The following is a 24,298-nucleotide window of genomic DNA, read 5'->3' on the forward strand; positions in this document are numbered from 1 at the left end:
ATCATAGCAGGTGTGATCGCAGGACTGTTAGTCGTATCTATGTTAGTAACAGGTCTTGTATCCGTACTTAGCTAGTGCTTCTGTTACAAATATACAGAAATGCCGGATTTATGTCAAATATATTCGTGGATATGCATCTTGAAAAAAAGATGGTAAATGATTTAAAATGACAAATATGTATGAGGATATTTATAAATAGAACAGAGAGGAAGATAGAATGAAGAAATATATCAAACTGCTGCCCATATTGATCTTTGTATTTACAGCCGGATTTATCGGATATTCATTTACAACTGTAGATGCAGGTGAAAATGGTACAATTCCGGATACCGTATATATCGGTGATATTGATGTAAGTGGTATGACAAAGGAAGAAGCAGAAGATGCCTTAGATGCTTATGTGAACACATTGCAGAATACAACATTTACATTATCTGCCGGAACAAAGAATATACAGGTATCCGCAGAAGATTTAGGTGTCTGCGTTGCAAATACAGAAGTCGTGGAAGAAGCATTAAATCTTGGTAAAACAGGCAATCTGATTACACGTTATAAGGATAAGAAGGATCTTGAAAAAGAGCCGAAACAGTTTGATATCCTTTATGGTGTGGATGAGGATAAAGTAGAAACGCTATTAGGTGTCAATGCCGATAATCTGGATCAGGAAGCTGTCAACAGCGGATTGAAACGTGAAAATGGTTCGTTTAGTATTATCGAAGGTTCTGATGGGGTCGCTGTTAATGTGGAAGAGTCTGTAAAAAGCATTGAGGCATATATCAGTGATGAGTGGGACGGTGCAAATGCAACGATCGCACTTGAAACAGATGTGACAAAGCCACAGGGTACACCGGAAGAATTAGCAAAGGTAAAAGACTTGTTAGGATCTTTTAAGACGGATTTCAGTTCTTCTGCATCCGGACGTTACAAAAATGTACAGAATGGATGTGAGAAGATCAATGGAACGGTTTTATATCCGGGCGAGCAGTTCTCCGTATATAAAGCAGTCAGCCCGTTTGATGCAGAAAACGGTTATGAATTAGCCGGTTCTTATGAAAACGGTACAACCGTACAGACCTATGGCGGCGGTATCTGTCAGGTATCTACCACGTTATACAATGCTGTTATTTTAGCAGAATTACAGATCGATGAGCGGTTCAATCATTCCATGATCGTGAATTATGTAAAACCATCTATGGATGCTGCAATCGCAGGAACTTCAAAAGATCTTAAATTTACAAATAATACAGATGCACCGGTCTATATTGAAGGATATACAAGCGGTGGAATGCTTTACTTTAATATCTTTGGTGAGGAAACAAGACCATCGGACCGCAAGGTAAGTTATGTCAGTGAAACGATCAGCCAGACAAATCCGGGAGTATCCTTAAGGGCAGACGGTTCCCATCCGGTAGGTTATGTGGCACAGGTACAGAGTGCACATACCGGATATACAGCGAAATTATGGAAAGTTGTAACCGTAAATGGTGTGGAAGAAAGCCGGACAGAGTTCAACAGCAGCCGTTATAATGCATCAAGCAAGATCCTTGCAGTTGGCGTGGCAACAGACAATCCGGATGCAGCAGCACAGATCAATGCAGCGATCGCAAGTGGTGATGAAGCGACCGTACGTGCTGTAGCAGCCCAGTATTCCGGTGATGCGGCGGCAGCGGCAGCTGCACAGGCACAGTTAGAAGCACAGGCAGCAGCGGCTGCACAGGCGGCAGCCGAAGCACAGGCAGCAGCCGAGGCAAAGGCAGCTGCAGAGGCGCAGGCAGCAGCAGAAGCGCAGGCGGCAGCAGATGCAGCGGCGGCACAGGCAGCACAGGATGCGGCTAACCAGTAAGCGTAAAAATAGAACAAACATATAACTATGCAGGTGCAAGCTACAAAGCAGTGTGGCAGTAACGAAACTGCGCAGTTATGGAATAAAATGGAAAAAGGCTGTCTGTTACAGACAGCCTTGTGTTGCAGAATCCAAAGACGATAAAAGAGGTTTCGATGAAAGTTGGAAAATTACCGGAAAACGTATTAAAGCGTTCCGTTTTAAAACAAATTCATACAAAACGACCGGAAGTCTGTCAGGGGGCAGCAGTCGGAGAAGACTGTGCCGCCATTTGCTTAGCGGAAGATGAAATGCTGGTATTATCCACAGATCCGATCACCGGAACTGCGATCGATATCGGAAGTCTTTCTATTGCGGTAACGTTGAATGATCTTGCAAGTGCAGGAGCGGAGCCGGTTGGTGTGATGCTTACCGCCCTGCTTCCGGAAGATATCACAGAACAGCAGATACGGCAGATGATGCAGCAGGCGGAAAATGCCTGTGAGAGGTCAAATGTAGAGATCATTGGCGGTCACACGGAAGTGACAAAGGCAGTCAATGTACCGGTGATCACAGTGACCGGAGTCGGAAAGGTCAAAAAAGATGCGATGGTACGTACATCAGGTGCGAAACCGGGCATGGATATCGTGATGAGTAAATGGGCTGGTTTAGAAGGAACCGCCATTTTGGCAAAAGAAAAGCGGGAAGAACTTTTAAACCGGTTTTCAGAGAATTTTATTTTTCGGGCACAGAAGTTTGACCAGATGCTATCCGTAATACCGGAGGCTGCCACCGCCGTTAAGTCTGGCGTTGGTGCAATGCATGATGTCACAGAGGGCGGTATTTTTGGGGCACTCTGGGAGTTGGCAGAAGCATCTGGCGTCGGACTGGAAATTGAATTAAAGAAGATCCCGTTAAAACAGGAAACTGTGGAAATCTGTGAATTTTTCGGCATCAATCCATATGAACTGATCTCAAGCGGTGTCATGTTAATGGCAGCAAAAGACGGCAACCGTCTGGTGATGGAACTTGCAAAAGAGAATATATCGGCATGTGTGATCGGAAAAGCCACAGAAGGAAATGACAGGGTTCTGCTGAATGATGGGGAACGCAGATTTTTAGAACCACCGAAATCAGATGAATTGTATAAAGTGATCTGAAAATGAATTATGACATAAAGGAGCAGGGAAAATGCGAGAAAAAATATTGACTTTTATAGAAAAAAACAGCAGGATCGATGTAAAAGAATTAGCGATCGTCTTAGGAGTAGATGAAGCAGCAGTCATGAATGAGTTAGAAGAAATGGAAAATGAACATATCATCTGTGGATATCATACACTGATCAACTGGGAAAAGACAGGAATTGAAAAAGTAACTGCAATGATCGAAGTACGTGTAACACCGCAGCGTGGCATGGGATTTGATAAAGTGGCAGAACGTATTTATAACTATCCGGAAGTAGAATCTGTTTATCTGATCTCCGGTGGATTTGATTTCTTAGTAACTTTAGAAGGAAAAACATTACGGGAAGTTTCCCAGTTCGTATCTGATAAATTATCTACATTAGATTCTGTATTATCCACGAAAACAAACTTTATTTTAAAGAAATATAAAGATCATGGCACGATCATGGCAGAACCGACTAAAGATGAAAGGATGAAGATCGCACCATGAGAAATCCGTTGTCAAAAAGAATTGTAGAGATAGAACCGTCCGGTATCCGTAAATTCTTTGATGTTGTCAATGAAATGGAGGATGCAATTTCCCTCGGTGTCGGAGAACCGGATTTTGATACCCCATGGCATATCAGGGATGAGGGTATTTATTCCTTAGAAAAAGGAAGAACATTTTATACTTCCAATGCAGGATTAAAAGAATTAAAGGTTGAGATCGCAAAATACATGAACCGCAGATTTGACCTTACGTATGATTATGAGCATGAGATCATGGTCACAGTCGGTGGAAGTGAAGCAATCGACATTGCAATGCGCGCCATGTTAGATCCGGGAGATGAAGTGCTGATCCCACAGCCGAGTTATGTTTCCTATGTACCTTGTGCCGTTCTTGCAAATGGAATCCCTTCGATCATAGAGCTGAAGGCAGAAAATGAGTTCCGGCTGACAGCAGAAGAATTAGAAGCTGCGATCACACCAAAGACGAAATTATTAGTACTGCCATTCCCGAATAACCCAACAGGTTCCATTATGCGAAGAAGTGACCTTGAAGCGATCGCTAAAGTCATTCTTGAGCATGACCTGTTTGTATTGAGTGATGAGATTTATTCCGAACTGACTTATGGAGAGGAAGAACATGTATCGATCGCTTCTTTACCGGGGATGTGGGAGAGAACGATCACGATCAACGGATTTTCAAAATCCTATGCAATGACAGGCTGGCGTTTAGGTTATGCCTGCGGTCCCAGAGTCATTATTGAACAGATGTTAAAGATCCATCAGTTTGCGATCATGTGTGCTCCGACAACAAGCCAGTATGCAGCAGTTGAGGCATTGCGGAACGGGGACGAAGATGTGGCACAGATGAAGGAAGAATACGATGGCAGAAGAAGATATCTGTTACACCGTTTTAAAGAGATGGGATTGGAATGTTTTGAACCGTATGGTGCATTTTATATGTTTCCATCGATCCGAAAATTCGGCATGACATCAGAAGAATTTGCAACAAAGCTCTTAGAAGCAGAAAAAGTTGCCGTTGTACCGGGAACTGCATTTGGAGCAAGCGGAGAAGGCTTTGTCCGTATTTCTTATGCATATTCTTTAGATGATCTAAAGAAAGCATTAGAAAGAATCGAGAAATTTATTGTAACTTTGTAATTATCCAGAAGCCCTTGGAATTATAAAAATGGTTACTTCATGTATGTAAGCAGTTTTTATGATCTGTAAGTTTCTGACCGTAAGAAAGAGATATCATATGGCTAAGCTGAACATTGTATTATTTGAGCCGGAAATTCCGGCAAATACGGGAAATATCGGAAGAACCTGTGTGGCAACCGGAACAAGGCTGCATCTGATCGAACCGTTAGGTTTCCGTTTAAATGAAAAAGAGATTCGTCGTGCAGGCATGGACTACTGGCAGGATCTTGATGTGACAAGATATATCAACTGGGAAGATTTCTTAGAAAAAAATCCGGATGCGAAGATCTATATGGCAACTACAAAAGGAAAGCATGTGTATACAGAAGTGTCTTATGAACCGGACTGTTATATCATGTTTGGAAAAGAGAGTGCAGGAATACCGGAGGAGATTTTGATCGAACACCCAGAAGAGTGTATCCGTATCCCGATGATCGGGGAAACACGTTCCTTAAATCTTTCGAATTCCGTAGCTATTGTCTTATATGAAGCATTGCGTCAGAACCAGTTTGACCATATGAAACTTGAAGGAGAACTGCACCATCTGCACTGGAAGGAATAGAGGACAAAAAACATGGGAATCATTAAAGCCTGTAAATTAGTACATGAATATATCCGTCGGGATGAAGAAGGAAATGTAGAATCGATCCAGACCGCATTAAATGCAGTTGATCTTGATATCAAGGCAGGAGATTTTGTAGCTGTTTTAGGTCATAACGGCTCTGGAAAGTCTACACTTGCAAAACATATCAATGCGCTGCTTGAACCAAGTGAAGGGACATTGTTCGTAGATGGAAAAGATACAAAGGATTTAAAGTATCTGTATGATATCAGACGTGCCGCAGGCATGGTTTTCCAGAATCCCGATAATCAGATCATTGCAAGCGTCGTAGAGGAAGATGTAGGATTTGGTCCTGAAAATATGGGTGTTCCTACAAAAGAGATCTGGCAGCGGGTAGAAGAAAGCTTAAAATCCGTAGGAATGTTAAAATACCGGAATCATTCCCCGAACAAGCTTTCCGGTGGACAGAAACAGCGTGTAGCGATCGCAGGCGTGATGGCGATGGAGCCAAAATGCATCATTTTAGATGAACCGACTGCCATGCTCGATCCGGTAGGACGAAAAGAAGTATTGCAGGCAGTCCATACCTTAAATAAAAAGAAAGGTGTTACGATCGTTTTGATCACACACTATATGGAAGAAGTGGTAGACGCAGATTATGTCTATGTCATGGATAAAGGAAGTGTGGTCATGCAGGGAACACCAAGAGAGATCTTTTCACAGGTAGATACCCTGAAGGAACACCGGTTAGATGTACCGCAGATCACGCTGTTAGCAGACGAATTACGAAAAGCAGGACTTCCGCTTCCGAAGGGAATTTTAACAAGAGAAGAATTAGATGCCGAGTTAGTAGAGTTATATAGGAGAAAAGCATGTCAATCATTTTAGATAAGGTCAATTACATCTATAGTCCAAATACAGCTTATGAGATCAAGGCACTAAATGATATCAGCTTAAAGATCGAAGATGGACAGTTTATCGGGATCATCGGTCATACGGGTTCCGGTAAGTCTACATTGATCCAGCATTTGAATGGACTGATGAAGGCAACTTCCGGTGCGATTTATTTTAATGGCAGGGATATCTATGAAAACGATTATGATATGAAAGAACTCCGTACCAAAGTCGGACTGGTTTTTCAGTATCCGGAACATCAGCTTTTTGAAACAACAATCTTTGATGATGTCTGCTTTGGACCGATGAATCAGGGGTTAGACAAAAATAAAGCAGGACTTCGGGCATTTGAAGCATTAAGAAGTGTCGGAATGCCGGAAGACCTGTATTATCAGTCACCATTTGATCTCTCCGGTGGACAGAAACGCCGTGTGGCGATCGCAGGAGTGCTTGCAATGAAGCCGGAAGTGCTGATCTTAGATGAGCCGACAGCGGGCTTAGATCCAAAAGGCAGGGATGAGATCTTAGATCTGATCGCAAAGATGCATAAGGAACGGAAGATCACAGTGATCTTAGTATCCCACAGCATGGAAGACGTAGCAAAATATGTGGAGCGTATTATTGTAATGAATGATGGCTCTGTGATGTTTGATGGGACACCGGGCGAAGTCTTTTTACATTACAAAGAATTAGAGCAGGTCGGACTTGCAGCTCCACAGGTAACATATCTGATGCATGGACTAAGTGAGAAGGGCATACCGGTCGATCTGAATGCAACTACAGTAGAAGAAGCAAAGAATAGTATTCTTAAGGCATTTAAGTAGAAGGAAGAACTATGTTAAGAGATATTACATTAGGTCAGTATTATCCGGCAGATTCCGTTATCCATAAATTAGATCCGCGGGTGAAACTGATGGCGACACTTGTCTATATCATGTCATTATTTACTTTTCGCGGGGCAGCCGGATTTATGTTAGCAACGGTATTTATGATCGTTGTGATACGCTTATCAAAAGTGCCATTTTCCTATATGGTAAAGGGTTTAAAGACAGTCATTATCTTAATGGCGATCACGGCTGTATTCAATCTGTTTTTAACACCGGGCGAAGAAGTATTAGTACACTTCTGGAAATTAACGATCACTATGGAAGGTCTGAAAAATGCTGTATTTATGTTAGTACGTCTGATCTATCTGATCGTAGGAACTTCCGTCATGACGCTGACTACGACACCGAACCAGCTGACAGACGGGTTAGAAAAAGCATTGATGCCATTGTCTAAATTAAAAGTGCCGGTACATGCGATCGCAATGATGATGTCGATCGCACTGCGTTTTATACCTATTTTAATAGAAGAAACAGATATTATTATGAAAGCACAGATGGCAAGAGGTGCTGATTTTGAAAATGGAAATATCATAAAACGTGCCAAAAATATGGTGCCGTTATTAGTGCCATTATTTGTCAGTGCATTCCGGCGGGCAGATGATCTTGCCATGGCAATGGAAGCAAGATGTTACATTGGCGGAGAAGGCAGAACGAAGATGAAACCGTTACACTACCAGAGCAGGGATTATCTTGCATACCTGTTTCTGATCGTATATTTTGCAGGGATCATTTTACTGCGGATATTTTTAGCTTAGCCGGCAGATACCAGCTGTCTGTGCATAGGGATCTTAGTGGCAGATCAGGATCAGATGGAGTGCAAAAAGAAGGAGGATGCAGCTATGCGGGTATGCCTTACCGTTGCTTATGATGGGACAAATTATCATGGCTGGCAGGTGCAGCCAAATGCGATTACGATAGAGTCTGTGTTAAATCAGGCTCTTTCTGATTTATTAAAGGAAGAAATCACCGTTACCGGTGCAAGCCGGACAGATGCCGGGGTACATTCTTTAGGAAATGTGGCAGTTTTTGATACAGATACTAAGATTCCGGCAGAAAAGATCTCTTATGCCTTAAACCAGCGGCTGCCGGAGGATATTGTCGTGCAGGAGTCAAAAGAAGTACCTTCTTCTTTTCACCCAAGACATTGTAACAGCAGAAAAACATATGAGTACCGGATCTTAAACCGTACCTTCCGTGATCCGACAAAGCGGTTAGATACTTATTTTTATCATCATAACATAGATATCGACCGTATGAAAAAGGCGGCACAGTATCTTGTCGGAGAACATGATTTTAAGAGTTTCTGTTCGATACATGCAGTTGTGGAAACAACGGTACGGACGATTTATGCGATCGACGTGGAAAGAGAACATGATGTGATCGGTATCCGGATCACCGGAAACGGATTTTTGTATAATATGGTACGGATCATAGCCGGAACACTGATACAGGCAGGATGTGGCATGATAGAACCGGAAGATGTAAAAGAAATTTTAGAAGCAAAAGATAGGAGCATGGCAGGACCGACAGCACCGGCATGTGGTCTTACGATGATCGGGATCACGTTTTTAGATTAGACGAATGGAGTTTTTATTATGGCGTTTACCCATTTACATGTGCATACAGAGTACAGTCTGTTAGACGGCTCGAATAAAATAACAGAATACGTTGCAAGAGTAAAAGAATTAGGTATGGATTCGGCAGCAATCACCGATCATGGGGTAATGTATGGTGTGATCGATTTTTATAAAGCAGCAAGAGCAGCCGGTATCAACCCGATCTTAGGCTGTGAAGTGTATGTTGCACCAAATTCGCGTTTTGACCGGGAAACGACGCATGGGGAAGACCGGTATTACCATCTTGTACTCTTAGCAGAAAATAATACCGGCTACAGCAATCTGATCAAGATCGTGTCAAAAGGATTTGTGGATGGATATTATTATAAGCCGCGTGTAGATATGGAAGTATTAGAAACGTACCATGAGGGCATCATAGCATTAAGTGCCTGCCTTGCCGGAGAAGTCCAGCGGTATCTGGTGCGCGGACTCTATGAAGAAGCAAAGCAGACGGCTTATAAATACCAGAACTGTTTCGGAAAAGGCAATTTTTTCTTAGAACTGCAGGATCATGGAATTGATAAACAGCAGGTCGTAAACCAGCAGCTTTTGCGTATGTCAAAAGAAACCGGCATTGAGTTAGTTGCAACAAACGACGTGCACTATACCTATGAAGAAGATGCAGAACCGCATGATATCTTACTCTGTTTACAGACCGGTAAGAAGTTAAGTGACGAGAACCGTATGCGTTATGAGGGCGGGCAGTATTATGTCAAATCAGAAGAAGAAATGAAGCAGTTATTTCCCTATGCGCTGGAAGCATTAGAAAATACGCAGAAGATCGCTGACCGCTGTCATGTTGAGATTGAATTTGGTAAGACAAAACTGCCGGATTTTGCGGTGCCGGAAGGCTATACGACCTACGGTTATTTAGAAAAACTCTGCTATGACGGATTAAATGAACGTTATGGGGATAAAGCGGATACTTTAAGGGAACGATTAGAATATGAGTTAAAAGTCATCAAGGATATGGGATATGTGGAATATTTCCTGATCGTATGGGATTATATCCATTTTGCAAGGGAACAGGGCATTATGGTAGGTCCCGGACGAGGAAGTGCTGCCGGAAGTTTAGTTTCCTATACAACAGGTATCACAAATATCGATCCGATCCGTTATCATCTGATCTTTGAGCGTTTTTTAAATCCGGAACGAGTATCCATGCCCGATATCGACGTGGATTTCTGCTTTGAACGCAGGCAGGAAGTGATTGATTATGTTATTCAGAAATACGGAAAAGACTGTGTGACACAGATCGTAACGTTTGGTACGTTAGCCGCAAAAGGTGTGATCCGTGATGTCGGCCGTGTGATGGATCTTCCCTATTCTTTTGTCGATATGATCGCAAAGAATATTCCGAATGAACTCGGTATCACGATTGAAAAAGCATTAAAAATGAATCCCGAACTGCGGAAATTGTATGAAACAGATGAAAGTGTCAAGCGTCTGATCGATATGTCGAAACGATTAGAAGGTCTGCCAAGACATACATCGATGCACGCTGCCGGAGTCGTGATCTCACAGAAGCCGATGGACGAATATGTACCGCTATCGCGCGGTTCTGACGGAATGATCACGACGCAGTTTACGATGACGACGATCGAAGAATTAGGACTGTTAAAAATGGACTTTTTAGGTCTTAGGACGCTGACTGTGATCCAGAATGCGGTAAAAATGGCAGAGCGGAATTATGGCGTTACGATCGACATTGACCAGATTGATTTTGATGATAAAGCTGTCCTTGCTTCTTTAGGAACCGGAAAGACAGAAGGCGTGTTCCAGTTAGAAAGTGCCGGTATGAAAAACTTTATGAAAGAGTTAAAACCGCAGAATTTAGAAGATGTGATCGCGGGGATCTCTTTATACCGTCCGGGACCTATGGATTTTATCCCGGCTTATATCCGCGGCAAGAACAGCACAGGTCAGATCGTATATGACTGCCCGCAGTTAGAGCCGATCTTAGCACCGACATATGGCTGTATCGTCTATCAGGAACAGGTTATGCAGATCGTTCGTGATCTTGCAGGCTATACATGGGGACGGAGTGACCTTGTACGTCGTGCGATGTCTAAGAAAAAACAGGCAGTCATGGAGCAGGAGCGTAAGAATTTCGTCTATGGAAATGAAGCGGAAGGCGTACCGGGCTGTGTTGCAAACGGGATCGATGAGGCAGTTGCAAATAAGATCTATGACGAAATGATCGATTTTGCAAAATATGCATTTAACAAGTCCCATGCGGCAGCCTATGCAGTCGTATCTTACCAGACTGCATATCTGAAATATTATTATCCGGTAGAATATATGGCTGCACTGATGACTTCTGTACAGGATAATACGACAAAAGTTTCCGAGTATATCTTAACCTGCCGGAGAATGGGAATTACGATCCTTCCACCGGATATCAACGAAGGTGAAGGAGGATTTTTAGCAACCGATAAACAGATCCGTTATGGACTTTCTGCGATCAAGAGCGTCGGAAAACCAGTGATCGATGCAATCTTAGAAGAAAGAAAGCAGAGGGGAGCTTTTACGTCCCTGAAAGATTTCCTGACGAGAATGAGTGGCGGTGAAGTCAATAAGCGTACAGTTGAAAATTTTATCAAGGCAGGGGCACTTGACGGTTTAGATGGTAACCGCAGACAGAAGATGATGGTATATGCTTCGATTTTAGACAGTATCCATCAGGAAAAGAAAAATTCCATGGCAGGTCAGATGACATTATTTGATATTGCGGCAGAAGAAGATAAAAAAGAATTTGAGATCACCATGCCGGATATCGAAGAATATGATAAAGAAACATTGCTTGGCTATGAAAAAGAAGTTTTAGGGATCTATGTCAGTGGACATCCATTAGAAAAATATGAAGAAAAGTGGAGAAAGAACATCACAGCAACGACTGCAGATTTCCTGTTAGATGAAGAAACCAAAGCGGCAAAGATCAAAGACGGTGCAACCGTAATGATCGGCGGTATGATCACTGAAAAAACGATCAAATATACCAAGACAAATCAGGCAATGGCATTTATCACGGTCGAAGATCTGCTTGGTACGGTAGAAGTTATCATATTCCCGCGTGACTTTGAAAAAAATCAGGCACTGCTGCAGGAAGATGCAAAAGTATTTATCCGGGGCAGGGCAAATGTCGAGGAAGAAAAAAACGGCAAACTGATCTGTGAAAGAGTCTATGCATTTGATGCGGCAAAAAGAGAACTGTGGATACAGTTTTCAGACAAGCAGGCATTTGAGGAAAAAGAGGACGAATTGTATCATCTGATCGCAGATTCGGACGGAGGAGACCAGGTCGTGATCTATCTTTCTGCCGAAAAAGCAATGAAACGCCTGCCACCGAGCAAAACAGTATGTATTGAGGAAGGTCTGTTAAACACTTTGACGAAGAATTTTGGTGAAAAAAACGTAAAAGTTGTAGAAAAGGCTATTGAAAACAGATAATAAAGATATTAAAATAAAATAGATTAGGAAAAAGTGGTTTGAGTTACTGAATAGTTACAATTCGGGATAAATAGAGGAGGAATTTTGAAATGGCAAAGGAAATCAAAACGATCGGTGTATTAACCAGTGGTGGTGATGCACCAGGTATGAACGCTGCGATCCGTGCAGTTGTTCGTGAAGCATTGGGAAAGGGTTTAAAAGTAAAAGGAATCAAGAGAGGATATGCGGGTCTTTTACAGGAAGAGATCGTTGATATGGAAGTAAGAAGCGTATCCGATACGATCCAGCGGGGTGGTACGATCTTACAGACAGCACGCTGTAAAGAATTTACAACAGCAGAAGGCCAGCAGAAAGGTGCAGAGATCTGTAGAAAACATGGCATTGATGGTGTGATCGTTATTGGTGGGGACGGTTCTTTCCGGGGTGCACAGAAGTTAGCAGGACTTGGCATCAATACGATCGGACTTCCGGGAACGATCGATCTTGATATTGCATGTACAGATTACACGATCGGATTTGATACAGCCGTTAATACAGCCATGGAGGCGATTGATAAAGTACGTGATACTTCTACATCACATGAGAGATGCAGTATCATCGAAGTCATGGGACGTGGAGCAGGTTATATTGCTCTGTGGACAGGCATTGCAAACGGAGCGGAAGATATCCTTCTTCCAGAGAGATATGATTATGACGAGCAGAAATTAGTCAACCATATCATCGAGAACAGAAAACGCGGTAAACAGCACCATATCATCATCAACGCAGAAGGTATCGGACATTCTTCTAGTATGGCAAAAAGAATTGAAGCTGCAACCGGAATCGAAACAAGAGCAACGATCTTAGGACATATGCAGCGTGGTGGAAGCCCGACCTGTAAAGACCGTGTTTATGCATCTATCATGGGTGCCTATGCAGTTGACCTTCTTTGCAAAGGAGCTACAAACCGCGTTGTGGCATACCGTGGCGGGGAATTTGTAGATTTTGATATTGATGAAGCACTTGCAATGAAAAAGGATATTTCTGAATATCAGTTTGAGGTTTGTAAGAATCTTTCTATCTAATATTATTATTTACAGCTAATGTAAAGCATTGCGTCTGACTCGTCGTGCTTGCACGTAAGAGGCAGAAGTAATGTTTTACATGATACTGCGAATAATATTAACCAGATAGAATATATAGAGATGTTCATAGAGCTGTCACTGGCAGCTCTATTTTTGTAAATCATGGCAATGACCAAGGGAGAAGATATGGGAAAAAAGAAATGCAGCCTGATATTCATCTGTCTGCTTGCAGCAGTACTATGCAGTGCCTGTGGGAAAACATCAGAAAGCTATTCGGGCTATGCAAAGGCAGATTATACAAAGATTACCTTATATTCAGATGTCAGTTTCTGGGAACCGCCACTCTGGGATACAACAGAAGGAACGGTCACCGGAGATATTTCAGCAAAAACAGGTGTGACAGTAGATGTGGAAGTGCCGACACAGGAGGCAGATACCCGTTTAAAACTAAAGATCATTGATGATGAACTGCCGGATGTCATGGCGGTTACCGATGAAACAACGATCAACCAGCTGATCACTTCCGGTAAAGTCTTTCGCATGGATGAATTTTTTGAAACTTATAAACCAGATTCACATATTCTAAAGCAGTTTCCGGAAGATGTGAAAAAGGAACTGATAAAAAGGGATGGGGCATGGTATGTACTGCCGAGCCATATCAATTCCAAAGATGCGAGGAATATCTGGAAACCATGCATCGACTACTGGAATGATGTGGCAGAATACAGTGATAACAATACGATCATCTGGAATAAACATCTGTTAGGACAGTTAGGGATCAGAGAAGAAGAATTAGATACCGAAGAAGGTGTATTAGCTGCTTTTGAGAAAGCAAAAAACAGCGGGATCACAGTCGATGGAAAAGACATCATACCGCTGATCTTAGATGGAAAAGCCTATCAGGATCCTTCCTTAAAATATTTAGAGGGGACATTTGGCGCAGAATGGGTAGATGAAAATGGCAATTATAAAGACATCATCTTACAACCGGAAACGAAAGAAGCCCTAAAATTTATCCATACCGCACTGCAGAAGGGGTATCTGACTGCCGACAGCCTGACCTTGGAAAATATGCAGGTCAAAGAACTGATCGCGAGTGGAAGGCTGCTGTGTTTTATCGGTAATGCTGCAAATACATCAGCAAGTGAAGAGGACTGGTTTTCGACCGGTGCGATCATATCTTCGGAAAATAAGACACCGGTACTTGGAATCGAGATGGAGGCTTCTACAGGCTGGATGCAGATCTTGATATCAAAAGACTGTAAGAGTCCGAGGAAAATAGCAGACTGGATCGATTATATGACAAGTGAAGAAGGAATGCAGTTGTGTTTTTTCGGACATGAAGGAGAAGATTATACGATCGATGAAAAAGGCATGATCCACCGGACAGAAAAACGCAAAGATGCAGAAGCAAATTACAGCAGTACCGGAATCGGGGCATGGTGGCTGTTTGAAAATCTTGCATGGAGAAGAAGCGTTTCACCGGCAGATGAAGAATATGGAAATATCCAGCTGGCATACGGAAGTGATCCTAGAACCATCCGCTATGATCTGTCATTACTCATGTTTCCGGCTGACCTGATCGCAGCAGACAGTGAAGAAGGGAAGATCGAGCAGGAGATCAAGACATTTAAAGAAAAGCAGATCTTAGTCACGGTCTTAGCAGAAACCGATGAGCAGTTTGAAATGGAATATAAAAAACTGATCGACGGCTTATATGAGCGTGGAATAGAGGATATTGATGCATTAAAGAATGAAGCATATCAGAAAAATTGTGAAGATTATCAGACTTCCATACAAAAGGTAAATTAGCAGAAAGGAAAAAAGATGATAGGAGAAAAGGTCAAAAGCAGTCTGTTCCTGCAACTGATCGGATTAGCGGCAGGACTGATATTGATCTTATGTATCGGACTGTTAGTCACAGGTTTATATATCAAAGATACATTACGCAGTAATACTTTAAACCTGAACGATAAATTGATGCTTCAGATGGAAAGTAATCTTGAAGAATATTATAATTCCATGCGGTCGATCGCTATGACAGTAACGTATTCGCCGACGGTAAAAGATTATTACCGGCAGGACGAAAAAGGCAGGATCATGGAACGTGAAGAAGTAGCAGCCGTATTTTCTAATGCACTGTTGTTAGAGGAAAGTATTTCCGGTATTTACCTTTATGATATGTCCATGGAAAAAATCGCAGAAGTCGGTAAGGATATTGGAGATGAAGGAATCAATGCCGGCATCAGTGAAGATATCCGGTATGGAAATGCATTTTACTTAAATCAGCTTGGGATTCCATATTATCTCATCAGTTTTCCGGTATATGATATTGAATATACGGAGTATGGAAAACAGATCGGCACATGTTTATTTTTGATGAAAACAGATGGACTACAAAAATTGCTAGAAGATACACAGGCAACACCGCATACAGAAGTCTATCTGATCGATGCAAAGAACCAGATCTTAGGAAATATCAGTGAACAGGAATTGACAGAACTTCCGGCAGATATGATGCGTAACAGCAATACCTATCAGGTTAGAACATCTGACGTAAAAATGACGGGCTGGCGGGTGGTCAGCAGGATACCGGAAGATGAGATGAAGCAGGAATTAAAAGATAATATGAAAGTGACGAACTATGCATATATCTTAGCAATACTGTTGTTAGCGTTTCTGATCGGTTTTTGTTATTTTCATATTCTTAACAGGATACATAAGGTAGACCGGTTTATCAGCCAGATCGCAGAAGAACCGGAATTAAGGATGCAGGAAGAAGGAAACGATGAAATCGGAAAAGTTGTCCATAACTTAAACCGGATGTTAGATGAACGTGAGAAGATGAATCAGGAGATCTTAACTTCGCAGACAAAAATGTACGAGATGGAGATCTCCAAACGTCAGGTACAGATCATGGCGCACCAGAATCAGATCAATCCGCATTTTTTGTATAATACATTTGAATGTATCCGCTCGATGGCATTATATTATGATGTAGAGGATATTGCAGAGATCACGATGGCATTATCTAATGTGTTCCGGTTTGCAGTAAAAGCAGAAAATATCGTTACCGTTGAAGACGAGATCAACTATATGAGAGAGTATGCAAAGATCATAGATTACCGTTTTATGGGAAAGATTGAAGTCCATATCGATGCAGAGGAAGAAGTTTTAAAAAAACCGGTGATCAAACTGATGTTACAGCCTTTAGTGGAAAATGCAGTTTTCCATGGGTTAGAGCAAAAGATCGAAGAAGGCGAAGTCGACGTATCGATCCGGAGGACAGGTGTATCCCATATGTTATTTGTGATCGAGGATAATGGCTGTGGGATTGAACCGGCAAAAGTTGTCTGGCTTAGAAATACCTTAGGCACAAATTTAAACCGTAAGGGGATTGGTATTTCAAATATCTACCAGCGGTTAAAGCTGTTTTATGAAGAAGATGTCAAGTTTGAGATCGAGAGTAAAGTCGGAGAAGGTACAAGGATCACGATCATTATACCGGATAATGTGAAGGAGGTAGGACATGAGCATGCATAAGGTATTTATTGCAGATGATGAAGCATGGATCATTGTTGGAATGAAGAAACTGATCGAAAAATCTGAACTGCCATTTAAAGTAGTCGGCGAAGCCTGTAATGGTGTAACAGCATTAGAAGAAATGGAAAAGAAAAAGCCGGATGTCCTTTTTTCCGATATCCGTATGCCTGGTTATAACGGTCTTGGACTGCTTGAGGAGATGCAGAAAAGAGGGATTTTGGCAAAAGTCGTATTTATCAGCGGCTATGCAGAATTTGAATATGCACAGAAAGCCGTTGAATTACATGCCTATGATTATCTCTTAAAACCGGTCAAACAGGAAAAACTCAATCAGGTATTAAGCAGAATCCATGAAGAATTGGGTGGAGATATCGAAAGAGATGAGGAAGAAGAAGTAAGTTTAACAGTCATGCAGCAGATCATCAGCGAGATACAGGAACGTTATACGGAAAATATCACACTGACTGAATTAGCAGAAACCTATAAGATCAGTACAGGACATTTAAGTAACCTGATCAAGCGGGAGTTAAAGTTGTCATTTTCAGAATATATCGCAGCCAGACGCATCCAGAGGGCAAAGGAATTGTTAGGAGATGATACGCTTTCTATTGAACAGATTGCCGGAATGGTCGGGTACAAAGATTATTTTTATTTTACGAAGGTGTTTAAAAAAGTGGCGGGTGTTTCGCCGAGCAAATATAGGAAGATGTGATGATTTAAAGTTGACTTTCTATACGTTGTACTTCACAGCTAACTTCCCATACATTCGCAATCCCGCACTTCGTGCTTCAAAGCTTGCTACGCAAGCGGATTGCTCATTAGTGGGAAGTTACTGCTTCGCAGTACAATTTAAAGCATTGTATCTGACTCTTACGTGCAAGCACGACGAGGCAGACACAATGCTTCAAATTAGCTGTGAAGCGTAAGCCTGGCAAAAAATAGTACCAAAAAAAGAAAAATAATACATATGTTTTTACAAAAACAACCTCTATAATATATGCTATATGACAAATAACTGTGTGATAGAGGTTTTTACTATGCATTTTTCCGTATATCTGTACAGCAAAAGCAGCTATACCACAGGATCAAAAAGGAGAAAGGGAGATAAGCAAAAATGCAGCGAAAAAAAGTATTACAAAGAGCGTTTGCAGCAAGCCTTACAGCAGCCATGTGCATCACTTCCCTGCCAAGTGCAGGTCTTGAAGCAGTATGGGCAAAAGGTGTGGCAGCAGAACGTGAAGATGCATCCATCGTATATTTCGTGGATTGCGGAGATTATGTAGTAGGTACCGTCAATGATGGGGAGCAGTTGGGAACCCATAACAGTGTGACCGATCAGGTGTACGGAGAAGATCCGACTACCGGTTATCAGTGGGGGATTGTCGATGTTGAGGAAGAATTAGTTGGAAATGGATCAAGAAAAAATGGAACTGCTCCGGAAGGAAAGGGTATTGCAACAGCAAATACATGGGCAATGGAACAGTTAGGCGATGCTAATAAAGATTATCCTGCAGAAAACACCTTCCGTTATTCTAAGAATTTTTCGGAAAAAGGAATTGAAGAACGTTATGTAGATTATGCATTCGAATTAGAAGCAGGCAGCTATGAGATTACAGTCGGATGTAGCAATGTCTGGAGGTGTGCAGATTCTCCGGTGATCACAACCGAAGTTTCCGGAACAAAGACAGTTTTACGGGAGGGCTTTAGTGTACCGGATGGTGGAACAGCAAGTGCCACAGGAACTGTGACATTAACAGAAGATGCAGAACTTACATTAGATGTACGTGGAACAGGAGCTGATAACCTGTGTGCCTGTGTATCTTCTATTCTGATCAAATCCGTAAAAACAGGTGAAACAGAAGATGAAAAGAAGGTCAGAAAAGATAAAGAAGCATTAACTTTAGCAGAATCTGTCAAGGAAGATATCACATTACCAACGACCGGTGAGAATGGCAGCAGTATTACATGGAGAAGTTCTAATGATGCAGTGATCTCATCTGCAGGAAAAGTAACAAGACCGACAGATGGCAAAAACGTAAAAGTTACCCTGACAGCAACGATCACTTCAGGAGAAGTTAGTGATACAGCAGAATTTGAGGTAGAAGTCATTGCCGAAAAAGTCCCAGCACCGGTAGACAGAGATGACAACCGTATCGTATATTTTGTTGACTGCGGTGACTATATAGTAAGTACTGTCAGCAAAGGCGATCAGTTTGGAACCCATAACAGTGTGACCGATCAGGTTTACGGAGAAGATGAAGTGACCGGTTATAAATGGGGTATCGTAGATGGTGAAGAATTAGTTGGAAATGGATCAAGAAAAAATGGAACTGCTCCATCCGGTAAGGGTGTATTTACTGCCAATACATGGGCATATGAGCAGAATACAGCAAATACCGATTATGAAAAAACGACTTCAAACCGTTATACGAAAAACTTCTGGGAAAAAGGAATTAATGAGCGTTTCTTACAGTACAAATTCCAATTAGAAGATGGTAAATATGAAGTGTATGTATGTTGTACAGATCCATGGGGCTGTTCAAAAACACCAAATGTATACTTAAATTATGGAACTGATAAACAGGTAACTGTAAAAGAAGCCTTAAATGCATCTGCAACAGAAATTGCAAAGACTGTATATGAAGTGAAAAATGGAGAACTGACAGTTGATGTACGTGCAACAGGAGATGATAACAAAGCAATCAACTTAGCTTATATCTTAATCCGTCAGTACAAAGAACTGACACCGGAAGAAGCAGAAGCAGATGCAAAAAAACGTGTTGCAAATGATTATGCAGCACTGACATTAGAAAATACAGATGTCACTTCTGATCTGGAATTGGCAACAGAGGGAGCCAATGAAACAACGATCACATGGGAGTCATCAAATGAAACATTATTATCCCATACAGGAAAAGTAACAAGACCGAAAGCCGGAGAAAAAGATACAAACGTAACTTTGACAGCAACTGTATCTTATGGTGGATATTCACAGTCAAAGAAATTTGAAGTAACTGTTCTTGCAGAAAGTGATATTACAGAATTAAATGAGTTTGCACTTTCTGATATTGAATTAACAGATGATTATTATGTTCAGGTAACAGAGAAGGATGTAGAATTTTTAAATAAATTCGATCCAGACCGTCTGCTTTACAATTTCCGTCTGACAGCAGGTTATACGGCAGCACAGATCGCAGATGGAAGATTTGATTTCAATAAAGATGGTGTTTATGCAAAAGCATCCTATAACGGATGGGAGAACAGCCGTATAGGTGGACATACGTTAGGACATTATTTAGCAGCAGTTGCACAGGCATCTGCAAATGGATATGGTGATGTAGAAGGTGAAGATGGCAAGACGATCGATGAAAGATTGAATTATCTGATCGATGAATTACAGGATTGTCAGGATAAATTAGGCAGCGGATTTATCTTTGGTGCAACCTTAGCAAGCCAGAGTGATCCGGAACGTCAGTTTAATCTCTTAGAAGCAGGCGATACCAGAGATACATGGGTACCATGGTATACAATGCATAAGATCATGAATGGTTTGGTAGAAACCTATAAATATACCGATAATCAAACAGCTTTAGAAGTTGCAGAGAAGCTTGGAGAATGGATATATAACCGGACTTCGAAATGGAACAGTACGATCCAGTCAAGAGTATTAGGTGTCGAGTATGGCGGTATGAATGACTGCTTATATGAACTTTACAAATGTGCAAAGAATACAGGTTATGCAAATACAGATCATTTTGCAGCAGCAGCACACTGGTTTGATGAAGATAGACTCTTTGAACTGGTGTTATCCGGCAAGAGCAATGTATTAAACGGACGCCATGCAAACTGTACGATTCCGAAATTTATCGGAGCTTTAAACAGATACCGTGCATTAAACGGAGAAGAAGATGTAGATAAATATCTTGCGTATGCAGAGAGCTTCTGGAATTTATTGATCAGCAAACATACCTATATTACTGGTGGAAACAGCGAATGTGAATTTTTCGGTGCAGATAATGTCTTAGATGCAGAGCGTTCCCACTGTAACTGTGAAACCTGTAATACACATAATATGTTAAAACTGACCAGAGAGTTATACCGTATTACCGGTGATAAGAAATATGCAGACTACTATGAAACTACATTTATCAATGCGATCATGGCATCTGTCAATGAAGATACCGGTATGACTACGTATTTCCAGCCGATGGCAACTGGATTCTTTAAAGTATACTGTAATGCAGACCTTGAGAAAAACTATTTCTGGTGCTGTACCGGAACAGGTCTTGAGAACTTTACAAAACTTGGTGACAGTTTCTACTTCTATTCAAGAGATAAACTGATCGTAAACCAGTATACAAGCTCAAAAGTAACATGGAATGCGAAGAATATCATGTTAGTACAAGATAGTGATATTCCAGACAGTGAACAGACAAAATTTACGGTAAAACTGTTAAATGGAGCAGGCAGTGCAGACATGGATCTTCGCTTAAGAGTTCCTGACTGGGCAGCAGCGGCACCTACTGTCAAAGTAAATGGAACAGCCGTAAATGTGACAGCAAGCAACGGATATCTCTCCATTAACAGAACATGGAAAGACGGGGATACTGTAGATGTCACACTTCCTATGGAGATTAAAGCATACACACTTCCTGATAATGCAGGAAAAGTATATGGATTTAAGTATGGACCGATTGTTTTAGCAGCAGAACTTGGCAGAGATGATAAGATGGGCACTTACCAGATCGGTGTACAGTGTGATGTCTGCAAGACAAAGATTGTAAACGGTCAGGAAAGAACAGCTACGAATGGCTACGGTTCTACTTCCAATCAGGGAACCTTAAGCTCGGAAACACTGAATATGACAGATGATATTTCTGTAGCAGAATTTCTTGAAAATATTGAAAACTACTTAGTCAAAGATGAAAAAGAACTGAAATTTACATTGACAGGTACCGACTGGGGCGGAGATGAAGATTTGGTATTTGTTCCATATTACCGTATTAACGATCAGCGTTATGGTATTTACTGGCTGTTCGCAGGATCAGATCCTGCAGAAGTACAGGCACGTATCTTAGAGGCAAAGAAAGCCGGAAGAGATGCAAATGTTTACTTAGAAGGCGTTGGTGTTGGTTACGGAACACAGACAGAAGGAAATGAAAAATATTATCCACATATGCAAGAAACAGGCGAAGGTTCTGTTGGTGATATGAGTATTCTGACACGTTATGCAAAAGCAGGCGGCAGTTTCTCTTATCTCTTTAAGATCGATCCGGATAAGACGAACTATATCAACTGCCAGTATGCAAAAGCAGATAATGGCAAGACCATGGTGATCAAAGTTGGTGATACCGTTGTGGCAAAAGATACTTTAGATTACAGCGGGGATGACAAGATCTATACCGTACAGTATGAGATCCCGAAAGAAGCCATCGCAACCGCAGAAGATTATGCATATACCGATGAAACCACAGGAGAAGCAGGAACCAAAAAAGTAATCCGTATTTCCTTTAGTGGAAGTGATGATGCAGCATCTCCGGCATTAAATGTATCTGTTTATACCAGCACAAATTATGATGATAATGCAGGTATTACAGCGATCACATCAGATATCGGAACCATTACAAAGGCTTCTGAAAATGCATATACATTAGAAGTACCGGCAGATACAAGACAGGTACAGTTAAAGACAACACTTGCAGATAAATTTGGTCTGTTATATATCAATAAAATATTAACCGATGATACAAAAGCAAAAGCAATCAGTATCAGCTCCGATGAAACCGTTGTAGATCTTTTAGTTTATGCAGAAGACCATACCACAAGTGCAGCATATACCTTGACGATCAAGAAAGCAGCCGGCACAGGTAACGGAGGCAATGGCGGAAATAATGGAAACGGTGGAAATGGTGGAACGACAGATCAGCCATCTAACCCGGGTACAGGTGGAGGCAGCACAGGAACAGGAACCGGAACAGGCGGCAGTACTTCCGATACGACTGTAACACTGGCAGCAACAGCACCGACAGCAGAAAGTATCATGGCAGATAATTCTGCAATTCCTTCTAAGAAATCAGAAGAAGCTAAGAATGCGAAATACAGCATCTTAAAAGCAAGTGCAGTAGCAGCAGGCAAGAAGTCTAATAAGATCAAATGGAGTAAGATGAAAAATGCCGATGGCTATGTTGTATTTGGCGCACTGTGCAATACCAAGAGCAGGAAATACAGCTATCAGGTATTAGAGATCATTGAAAAGAATACAACAACCTCTTATACACATAAGAACTTAAAGAAGGGAACTTATTACAAATACATTGTTCAGGCATACAAGATGGTAGATGGCAAGGCAGAAATCCTTGCAACATCAAAGACCATGTATTCTGCAACAACAGGCGGCAAATATGGTAATGCAGGTTCTATAAAATTAAATAAGAAAAAAGTAAGCCTTAAGAAAGGCAAGTCTGTGAAATTAACAGCAACGATCGTAAAGAAAGGCAAAAAGCCATACAGCTATCGTAAAGTATTATTTGAATCAAGCAATACGAAGATCGCAACAGTAAACCGTAAAGGTGTGATCAAAGCAAAGAAGAAAGGAAGCTGTTATATTTACGCATATGCACAGAATGGTGTATATAAGAGAATAAAAGTAACAGTGAAAAAGTAATACGATCGTATTGATACGGAAGTTTATTTAGAGAGTGGTCATCGCGAACCGGATTTTTGGTTGGCAGTGACCGCTTTTTATTGAAAAAAATATCGTACTTGTTATAATAAATAGAATCAGTTATATGAAATGTTATGGAGGCATTATGATCACAAGCACAGCAAATTCCCAGATCAAGCATCTGGTTTTATTGATGAAAAAAGCCAAGGCGAGAAAAGAAGAAGGAGTTTTTATCGTTGAAGGCAGAAAAATGTTTGAAGAAGCACCGAGAGCATGGATACAAAAAGTATATGTGGCAGAATCTTTTCTGCAGGAGGAAATGCATAAACATCTGCTAGACGGAATAGAATACGAAGTGCTTTCCGATAGTGTATTTAAAGTAGTCAGTGATACACAGACACCGCAGGGAATCTTAACAGTAGTTTCCATGCCGGAATGGAACGAAACAGAAGTACTTGTAAAGGAAAATGGATGCTATTTATTTTTAGAGAGCATACAAGACCCCGGTAATTTGGGCACCATGTTACGAACCGGAGAGGGTGCAGGGATCACAGCAGTCATTGCCAATCAGACGACAGTAGATCTGTACAATCCGAAAACAGTCCGTTCGACGATGGGCAGCATCTACCGGGTGCCATTTATCGTAGCAGAGGACTTTTATGGGAAGATCACAGATATGCAGAAAAAAGGTGTAAAATTTTATGCCGCCCATTTAAAAGAAAGTCAGATGTATGATGCATTTGATTATCAGGGAGCATGTGCGTTTCTGATCGGAAATGAAGGCAACGGTTTAACAGAGAAAACAGCAGATGCGGCAGATGCCTATATCAAAATTCCAATGGAAGGCAATGTGGAATCTTTAAATGCTGCGATCGCTGCGACGATATTGATGTATGAAGTAAACAGACAGAGAAGAGGACGATGAT

The 24,298-nt window shown here is 41.5% G+C and carries 16 protein-coding genes; all 16 read left to right on the forward strand.

Annotation, left to right across the window (positions count from 1 at the left end; all coding sequences use genetic code 11):
- The first annotated feature begins 217 nt into the window (after positions 1–217).
- The 16 genes from H8S17_RS09420 (at position 218) to H8S17_RS09495 (ending at position 24,297) form a co-directional block, all read left to right on the forward strand.
- Positions 218–1,843: a VanW family protein gene (locus H8S17_RS09420; RefSeq protein ID WP_186867125.1), complete on the forward strand. Its 1,626-nt coding sequence runs from the start codon at positions 218–220 to the stop codon at positions 1,841–1,843.
- Positions 1,844–1,998: 155 nt separating this feature from the next.
- A complete protein-coding gene (locus tag H8S17_RS09425) occupies positions 1,999–2,982 on the forward strand; it encodes an AIR synthase family protein (RefSeq protein WP_186867126.1) in 984 nt (327 codons plus the stop codon).
- Between the two features lie 31 nt (positions 2,983–3,013).
- Complete coding sequence (locus tag H8S17_RS09430; protein WP_186867127.1) at positions 3,014–3,496, forward strand: Lrp/AsnC family transcriptional regulator; 483 nt, start codon at positions 3,014–3,016, stop codon at positions 3,494–3,496.
- Positions 3,493–4,653 carry a pyridoxal phosphate-dependent aminotransferase gene (locus H8S17_RS09435; protein ID WP_186867128.1) on the forward strand — a complete coding sequence of 387 codons (1,161 nt, stop codon included), beginning with the start codon at positions 3,493–3,495 and terminating at the stop codon, positions 4,651–4,653. The genes H8S17_RS09430 and H8S17_RS09435 overlap by 4 nt, the downstream gene beginning before the upstream one ends.
- A 97-nt stretch (positions 4,654–4,750) precedes the next feature.
- Entirely contained in the window at positions 4,751–5,254 is a 504-nt protein-coding gene (gene trmL / locus H8S17_RS09440; RefSeq protein WP_186867129.1) for a tRNA (uridine(34)/cytosine(34)/5-carboxymethylaminomethyluridine(34)-2'-O)-methyltransferase TrmL, read from the forward strand.
- Between the two features lie 12 nt (positions 5,255–5,266).
- Positions 5,267–6,142 carry an energy-coupling factor transporter ATPase gene (locus H8S17_RS09445; protein WP_186867130.1) on the forward strand — a complete coding sequence of 292 codons (876 nt, stop codon included), beginning with the start codon at positions 5,267–5,269 and terminating at the stop codon, positions 6,140–6,142.
- Positions 6,127–6,972 carry an energy-coupling factor transporter ATPase gene (locus H8S17_RS09450; RefSeq protein ID WP_186867131.1) on the forward strand — a complete coding sequence of 282 codons (846 nt, stop codon included), beginning with the start codon at positions 6,127–6,129 and terminating at the stop codon, positions 6,970–6,972. The genes H8S17_RS09445 and H8S17_RS09450 overlap by 16 nt, the downstream gene beginning before the upstream one ends.
- Positions 6,973–6,983: 11 nt before the next feature.
- Entirely contained in the window at positions 6,984–7,790 is an 807-nt protein-coding gene (locus H8S17_RS09455) for an energy-coupling factor transporter transmembrane component T family protein (RefSeq protein WP_186867132.1), read from the forward strand.
- An 84-nt stretch (positions 7,791–7,874) separates the two neighbouring features.
- The gene (truA, locus tag H8S17_RS09460) at positions 7,875–8,612 is read left to right on the forward strand and encodes a tRNA pseudouridine(38-40) synthase TruA (RefSeq protein WP_178050828.1); all 738 of its coding nucleotides are present in this window, start codon (positions 7,875–7,877) and stop codon (positions 8,610–8,612) included.
- Positions 8,613–8,630: 18 nt separating this feature from the next.
- Complete coding sequence (locus tag H8S17_RS09465; protein ID WP_186867133.1) at positions 8,631–12,101, forward strand: DNA polymerase III subunit alpha; 3,471 nt, start codon at positions 8,631–8,633, stop codon at positions 12,099–12,101.
- An 89-nt stretch (positions 12,102–12,190) separates the two neighbouring features.
- Positions 12,191–13,165: a 6-phosphofructokinase gene (pfkA, locus tag H8S17_RS09470; RefSeq protein ID WP_186867134.1), complete on the forward strand. Its 975-nt coding sequence runs from the start codon at positions 12,191–12,193 to the stop codon at positions 13,163–13,165.
- A gap of 186 nt (positions 13,166–13,351) precedes the next feature.
- Complete coding sequence (locus H8S17_RS09475) at positions 13,352–14,977, forward strand: extracellular solute-binding protein (RefSeq protein ID WP_186867135.1); 1,626 nt, start codon at positions 13,352–13,354, stop codon at positions 14,975–14,977.
- 15 nt (positions 14,978–14,992) lie between these two features.
- Positions 14,993–16,708, forward strand: a complete 1,716-nt coding sequence (locus H8S17_RS09480) for a cache domain-containing sensor histidine kinase (RefSeq protein WP_186867136.1) — start codon at positions 14,993–14,995, stop codon at positions 16,706–16,708.
- On the forward strand, positions 16,695–17,420 hold the full coding sequence (locus H8S17_RS09485) for a response regulator transcription factor (RefSeq protein ID WP_243238037.1): 726 nt from the start codon (positions 16,695–16,697) through the stop codon (positions 17,418–17,420). Before H8S17_RS09480 ends, H8S17_RS09485 begins: the two co-directional genes overlap by 14 nt.
- Before the next feature lie 402 nt (positions 17,421–17,822).
- Entirely contained in the window at positions 17,823–23,372 is a 5,550-nt protein-coding gene (locus H8S17_RS09490) for a beta-L-arabinofuranosidase domain-containing protein (RefSeq protein ID WP_186867137.1), read from the forward strand.
- Positions 23,373–23,517: 145 nt separating this feature from the next.
- Entirely contained in the window at positions 23,518–24,297 is a 780-nt protein-coding gene (locus H8S17_RS09495; protein WP_186867138.1) for a TrmH family RNA methyltransferase, read from the forward strand.
- The last annotated feature ends 1 nt before the right edge of the window (position 24,298 follow it).

Origin of the sequence: Roseburia zhanii, from assembly GCF_014287635.1 — a bacterium.
Classification (GTDB): domain Bacteria; phylum Bacillota; class Clostridia; order Lachnospirales; family Lachnospiraceae; genus Roseburia_B; species Roseburia_B zhanii.